6 protein-coding genes and 1 rRNA gene are annotated in these 6799 nt (G+C 72.5%); all 7 read left to right on the top strand.

Going from position 1 to position 6799, the window contains the following annotated elements; genetic code table 11:
• Nucleotides 1-79 (top strand): 5S ribosomal RNA (gene rrf / locus BGO15_RS14635); the annotation flags it as partial.
• Between the two features lie 1133 nt (nt 80-1212).
• The gene (locus BGO15_RS14630; protein WP_056209292.1) at nt 1213-2061 is read left to right on the top strand and encodes a tetratricopeptide repeat protein; all 849 of its coding nucleotides are present in this window, start codon (nt 1213-1215) and stop codon (nt 2059-2061) included.
• Nucleotides 2058-3098 (top strand): HAD-IIA family hydrolase, encoded by a 1041-nt coding sequence (locus tag BGO15_RS14625; RefSeq protein ID WP_056209289.1) that lies wholly within the window; start codon nt 2058-2060, stop codon nt 3096-3098. Before BGO15_RS14630 ends, BGO15_RS14625 begins: the two co-directional genes overlap by 4 nt.
• A gap of 75 nt (nt 3099-3173) precedes the next feature.
• Nucleotides 3174-3329, top strand: coding sequence for a hypothetical protein (locus BGO15_RS14620; protein WP_171006108.1), 156 nt, complete (start codon nt 3174-3176; stop codon nt 3327-3329).
• The gene (locus tag BGO15_RS14615; RefSeq protein WP_056519463.1) at nt 3329-4129 is read left to right on the top strand and encodes a TlyA family RNA methyltransferase; all 801 of its coding nucleotides are present in this window, start codon (nt 3329-3331) and stop codon (nt 4127-4129) included. The genes BGO15_RS14620 and BGO15_RS14615 overlap by 1 nt, the downstream gene beginning before the upstream one ends.
• Nucleotides 4126-5094: an NAD kinase gene (locus BGO15_RS14610; RefSeq protein WP_056209286.1), complete on the top strand. Its 969-nt coding sequence runs from the start codon at nt 4126-4128 to the stop codon at nt 5092-5094. The genes BGO15_RS14615 and BGO15_RS14610 overlap by 4 nt, the downstream gene beginning before the upstream one ends.
• Nucleotides 5091-6788, top strand: coding sequence for a DNA repair protein RecN (recN, locus tag BGO15_RS14605; protein ID WP_056519460.1), 1698 nt, complete (start codon nt 5091-5093; stop codon nt 6786-6788). The genes BGO15_RS14610 and recN overlap by 4 nt, the downstream gene beginning before the upstream one ends.
• Nucleotides 6789-6799: the final 11 nt, after the last annotated feature.

Below are 6799 nucleotides of genomic sequence, written 5' to 3'. Positions count from 1 at the left end.
TCCGAACCCGGAAGCTAAGCCTCTCAGCGCCGATGGTACTGCAGGGGCGACCCTGTGGGAGAGTAGGACACCGCCGGACTTCTTTCGAGAAATGGCCACCCAGTGCTGGGTGGCCATTTCTGTTTTCCGGGACATTCTGAAGGAGGGCCGATGGCCGACGAGACACGTGGCGAGCGTTCTGGCTCAGATGATGAGCAGCGCCGCGCGAGCGATCGACGTCAGAACGGACCCCGTCGTGGTTCCGGAGATCGTACGGGCCGCCCTTCAGGTGGCGCGTATCGGTCAGGCGCGTCAGGGACGGGTCGTTCAGACGACAATCGTGCGCGCCCGGCTCGCTCAGACGACGCCTTCAGCGGCCGCCCGCGCCGTGACGGGCAAGAACGCTCTCCCGGCGGGTCGTCGGGACGGCCCCGCTCGTATGACGGTGACCGCCCCCGTCGTAACGGCGCAGATCGTCCGCGCCGTGATGGCGGCGATCGTCCGTATCGCTCCGGCGGTCGGCCGAGCAACGATGATCGTTCCCCCCGGGGAGACAGGCCGTACCGTTCGGGAGATCGGGCGGCGGATCAGGGCGGCTTCCGCGCGGCCGGGGGCACCTCATCCCCTCGCGGTTCCGGTGGAGAACGCGATTCTCGTGCGTACAACGGCGGTGAGCGTCGGAATGGGTTCGGCGGTTCGCGGCCTCCGCGCTCCCAGGACGGACAGGGTGGCTATCGCGGTGCATCCGCACGGGGTGGCGACAGCGGCCGCGTGGGCGGCGCGCCTTCGGGCGGCGGGTACCGCGGTGCGTCGGATCGTGGGGCGGATCGCGGCGGCTACCGAGGCGGGCCCGATCGTGGCGGAGATCGTGGTGGGTACCGCGGCTCGCACGATCGTGCGGCGGATCGCGGCGGTTACCGTCCGTTTGAACGCAACGCCGAGGGTGGCGGATATCGCGGCGGAGTACGCGGCTCGACGGATCGTGGAGCGGATCGCCGCGAATATCGCGGTGCGGACCGGGGTGCTGATCGGGGTGCGGAGCGCGGAGGCTACCGGGGGGACGGGGCATCCGATCGTCGTGCCTCGCGCCCGCCGCAGGACGCCCGCGCTGACCGCCCTGTCGAGCCGTTCGTTCCCGAGGACGTCACCGGACGTGACCTCGACGGCCGCGCCCGCAACGAGCTGAAGACCCTCAGCAAGGAGAACGCTGAGGAGGTCGCCCGCCATCTCGTGATGGCGAGCCGCCTGATCGACGAGGACCCCGAACGAGCGGACGCGCACGCTCAGGCCGCCGTGCGGCGCGCCGGGCGTATCGCGATCGTGCGGCAGACCGCCGGCATCACCGCGTACGCGCGTGGCGAGTTCGCGCTCGCCCTGCGCGAGCTGCGGACCTATCGCCGTATCTCCGGTCGTGACGACTCGATCGCCCTGATCGTCGACAGCGAGCGGGGTATCGGCCGGCCTGACCGTGCGCTCGAGGAGGGTCGGGCGGTCGATGTCTCGACTCTCGATGCCGAGCAGCGCGTAGAACTGGCGATCGCCCTCTCCGGTGCCCGCCTCGACCTTGGACAAGCCGATCGGGCACTGACCGAGCTGGACATTCCCGAGCTCGACCCTGACCGTGCGTTCTCGTACAGCCCCGCGCTGTTCGCGGCGCGGGCCGGAGTGCTCGAGGAGCTCGGCCGTGAGGCCGAGGCATCCGAGTGGTACCGCCGTGCCGAGATCGCGGCGGACGCGATCGACCAGGCCAATGGGTTCGGCGAGGACGAGGAGCTCATCGTCATCTCGGACGACGATGATGAGGACGAGGACGCCCACGACACCGTCGAGAGCGTCGAAGACTCGGCGCACGTGGAGGATCGTGACGCCGACGAGCACGAGACTCTCGACGAGAGCGAGGACGAGGCGCGCGACGAGCTGCGTGCGCCGGCCGAATCCGAGATCGATGAGGCGGACGACGAGCTCGTCGGCGATGAGGCGGATGACGCTCTGCGCGCGCCTGCCCAGCCCGTGGACGACGTCGCAGCGGACGCGGACGACGAGAAGGTCGCCGACTCCTCTGACGACGAGGACGCGCGATGATCTTCGGGCGGAAGGCCGCGGCATCCGCCCCCCTCGACGGGGTGGATGCGGTGCTCGCCGACCTCGACGGTGTGGTGTACGCCGGGCCGCGGGCGATTCCGCACGCCGTCGAGAGCCTCAACGCGGCCGCGGCCTCGGGCCGCCGCCTCGGCTTCATCACCAACAATGCGTCGCGCACCGACGCCACCGTCGCCGCCCACCTGCGCGAGCTGGGCCTGGCCGGCGTGCAGCCGACCGACATCGTCACGAGCCCGCAGGCCGCGATGCGGCTGCTCACCGCGCGCGTGCCCGCGGGGTCGCGCATCCTCGTGATCGGCGGCGATGGGCTCGTCACCGAGGTCGAGAAGGCCGGATTCGCCGTCACCCGCAGCGCCGACGATGCGCCCGCAGCCGTCGTGCAGGGCTTCGCTCCCGAGGTCGGCTGGAAGGATCTCGCCGAAGCCGCCTATGCCCTCGCGACGCCGGAGGAGGAGGGCGGGATCCCCTGGATCGCGACTAACACCGACTGGACGATCCCGCAGGGCCGCGGCATCGCGCCGGGCAACGGCACGCTGGTCTCGGCGGTGCACACGGCCGTCGGCCGGCTCGCGGTCGTCGCCGGAAAGCCGGAGGCGCCGATCTTCCACGAGGCCGTCGCACGCTTCGGGGCGCAGCATCCGCTCTTCATCGGCGACCGACTCGACACCGACATCGCGGGCGCCCAAGCCGCTGACATCGCGTCGGCGCTGGTGCTCACCGGGATCGACCGACCCAAGCACGTGCTCGCCGCGCCCGAGAACTCGCGTCCGACGTTCATCCTCCGCGACCTCCGCGACCTGACGGCGCCCTACCCCGAGACGATCACCTCCGGGGACGTGACGACTGTCGGGAAGGCGAAGGTCGCGATCGACGGTGTCGATCTGCGCGTGATCTCCGCGGGCGACGAGCCGATCGACCTGCTGCGGGCCGGAGCGGCCGCGATCTGGGGGAGCGGGCGCGCGATCTTCGGGTTCCGTGTGCCGGAGGAGCTGTACGCAGATCCGTTCCGCGTGAGCTGAGGCGGCCACGCCGGTCGTTCGCGCCACGGGCGCGGGAGCCCGCCGGTGCGCTGTGCCGACACGTATCCTGGGGGCATGTCGACCGCCGCGCCCGAGCCTTCCGACGCCCGCCCCGACCTCGTCGGCGAGCTCGAGGTGATCGAGCAGCAGCCGCTCGCCGCGCGCGCCGCCGGCTACCAGCACGTGCTCGACGACCTCACCCGCCGGCTCGACGCCGCGCCCGGGGCCTGATGGCCGGGCGCCTCGACGCCGAACTCGCCCGCCGCGGACTCGCCCGATCCCGCACGCACGCGGCGGCGCTCATCGCCGACGGGCTCGTCACCGTCGACGGCACGCCGGTGGTGAAAGCCTCGACCACGGTGAGCGACGATGCGCACCTCGACGTGGCGGCATCCGATCACTACGTCAGCCGGGGTGCGCACAAGCTCATCGCGGCGCTCGACGCCTTCGTGATCGACGTCACCGGGCGCCTCGCGCTCGACATGGGCGCCTCGACCGGCGGATTCACGCAGGTACTGCGTGAGCGCGGCGCGCGGCGCGTGCTCGCCGTCGACGTCGGCCACGGCCAGCTCGCCCCCGAGATCGCGCGCGACCCCGGAGTGACGGCGGTCGAGGGCTTCAACGTGCGATTCATGACCCGTGCCGCGCTCGCCGGGGCGACCGGTGAGGATGCCGCTCCGGACGTCGTCGTCGGCGATCTGTCATTCATCTCGCTCGGCCTCGTGCTTCCCGCGGTCGCGGAGGTGGCGGCATCCGATGCCCACATCGTGCTGCTCGTGAAGCCGCAGTTCGAAGTCGGCCGCACCGCCGTCACGGGAGGTCTCGTGACCGACCCCGCGCTGAGGGAGGACGCCGTCAACGGCGTGCTGTGGGCCGCCTGGGATCTGGGCCTCGGCACCGCCGGCGTCGTCTCCTCCCCGATCGCCGGAACGCACGGGAATCGCGAATATCTCGTGCACCTGCGGCCGGGCGGCGGGACGCTTCCGACAGAATGGAGCGAGGCGGTTCACGGCATGACGGGAGGGCGATGAGCGAGGAACGCTACATCCTGGTGGTGGCCCACGCCCGTCGTGCGGCGACGGTCGATGCGGCGGAACGCGTCATCCGCGCCTTGCTCGATGCCGGTGCATCGCCCGTGCTCGCGCGTGACGACCGGGAAGAGCTCGGCGAAGTGCTGCCCGCCGCCGCGAACCTTCCGCGTCTCGGCATCGAGGTGCCGGTCGACGGGGTCGAGATCGCGGTGGTGCTCGGCGGCGACGGCACGATCCTGCGTGCGGCCGAGCTCGTGCGCGGCGCGGCGGTGCCGATCCTCGGCATCAACCTCGGTCATGTCGGGTTCCTCGCCGAGAGCGAGCGCGACGACCTGGATGAAGCCGTCGCGCGCGTCATCTCGCGGGAGTACCGCGTGGAGGAGCGCCTGACCGTGTCGGTGCGGGTGAAGAACGGCCGCGGCGAGGTCGTCTACGAGACCTGGGCGCTGAACGAGGCGACCGTCGAGAAGGCGAGCCGCGAGCGCATGCTCGAGGTCGTCATCGAGATCGACGGGCGTCCGCTGTCGAGCTTCGGATGCGACGGGGTCGTCGTGTCCACCCCGACCGGGTCGACCGCCTACAACTTCTCGGCCGGCGGTCCCGTCATCTGGCCGTCCGTCGAGGCGCTCGCCGTCGTACCGCTGTCGGCCCACGCCCTGTTCGCGAAGCCGCTCGTCGTGGGACCCGAGGCGGCCGTCGCGGTCGAGGTGCTCGCGCGCACCGACGGGGTCGGCATCCTCTGGGCCGACGGTCGTCGCTCGCATGAGCTGCCTCCCGGTGCGCGCGTGGTGGTGCGCCGTTCTCCCGAGCCGGTGCGTCTCGCGCGTCTGCACGCGCCCGCCTTCACCGACCGGCTGGTGCGCAAGTTCCATCTGCCGGTGGACGGTTGGCGCGGGCCCGACGAGCTGTCGACCGGCACCCACCCGATCATCGGCGGGGCCCGGGACGAGAGCGACGACGCGTGATCGAGCAGTTGCACCTGCAGGGCCTCGGCGTCATCGACGACGCCGTGCTGCCCATCGGTCCCGGCTTCACCGCGATCACGGGAGAGACCGGCGCCGGCAAGACCATGGTGGTCACCGGCCTCGGACTCGTGCTCGGTGCCCGCGCCGACTCGGGCGCGGTGCGCGCCGGGGCATCCGCGGCGAGCGTCGACGGCGTCTGGATCGTTCCGACGACCGGTGCCGTCGCCGAGCGCGTCGCCGACGCCGGCGGCGACCTCGACGACCTCGGCGACGGCCGCGCCGAACTGCTGCTCGGTCGCTCGCTCAGCGCGGAGGGGCGCAGTCGTGCCTACGTCGGCGGGCGCAGCGCCCCGGTCGGGGTGCTGTCCGAGCTCGCGGAGCACCTCGTCGTCGTGCACGGGCAGTCCGACCAGCTGCGTCTGCGCTCGGCCGCCGCCCAGCGCGACGCCCTCGACAGGTTCGGCGGGGCGACGATCACCGCGGCTCTCGAGGCCTACCGCGCCGCCTACGCCCGGGTGCGCGAACTCGACCGTGTGCTGTCCGAGGTGGAGGGCGACGGCGAAGCCCGGTCGCGCGAGGCGGCGACGCTGCGCGCCGACCTCGCGGCGATCGAGGCCGTCGATCCCCAGCCGGGGGAGGACGTCGACGTCGCTGCGCGAGCAGAACGCCTCGCGCACGCCGAAGACCTGCGCGCCGCCGCGACCCAGGCGCACGATGCGCTCTCCCGCGACGACGATCTCCCCGACGTGATCGGCCTGCTCGGCGAGGCGCGGCACGCGCTGGAACGCGCCGCCGACAACGACGCCGCGCTCGCAGAGATCGCCGCACAGGTCACCGAGCTCGGATACCGGGCGACGGATGCCGCGGCCGCCCTCGCCGCCTACCTCGCCGACCTCGACGAGTCGGGTCCGCAGGAGCTCGCCGCGCTCGAGGAGCGGCGGGCCGCGCTGGGCGCGCTCGTGCGCGCCCACGGCTCCCTCGACGCCGCCCTGGAGCTCGCCCGCACGGGCGCGCTGCGTCTGCTCGACCTCGACGACGACCCCGAGCGGGTCGACGCCCTCCACGCCGAGCGCGCTGTCGCGGCCGCAGACCTCGATGCCGCGGCATCCGCTCTCACGGAGGCGCGGGAGCAGGCGGCATCCGCTCTCGCGGCGGTCGTCACCGACGAGCTGCACGCCCTTGCGCTTCCCGATGCCACCGTCACGATCTCGGTCAGCGCGACCGCGGACTCGTCGTCGGGTCGCGACGAGGTGGCGATCCTGCTGGCGCCCCACCCCGGCGCCGAGCCGCGCGCTGTCGCACGCAGCGCCTCGGGCGGCGAGCTCAGCCGGGTGATGCTCGCGATCGAGGTCGTCATCGCCTCCACCGACCCGGTGCCGACCTTCGTGTTCGACGAGATCGATGCGGGCATCGGAGGCGCTGCGGCGATCGAGGTCGGTCGCCGGCTGCACCGGCTCGCCGAGACATCCCAGGTGATCGTCGTCACCCACCTCGCGCAGGTGGCCGCCTTCGCCGGCAACCATCTCACCGTCGTCAAGGCCAGCGACGGTTCGGTGACGTCCTCGAGCGTGCGCCGGCTCGACGGCGCCGAGCGCGAGGCCGAGATGGCCCGGCTGCTGTCGGGGCTCTCGGACTCGGCGTCGGCGCTGAGCCACGCCCGCGAGTTGCTGGACCTCGCACCCCCGACCCGCTGATAGGATGAAAG

The organism is Microbacterium sp. 71-23 (assembly GCF_001897265.1).
In the GTDB taxonomy this organism is placed as follows: Bacteria; Actinomycetota; Actinomycetes; order Actinomycetales; family Microbacteriaceae; genus Microbacterium; species Microbacterium ginsengisoli.
The sequence above is the reverse complement of the archived record's forward strand: the minus strand, read 5'-3'. Positions and strand labels throughout refer to the sequence as shown.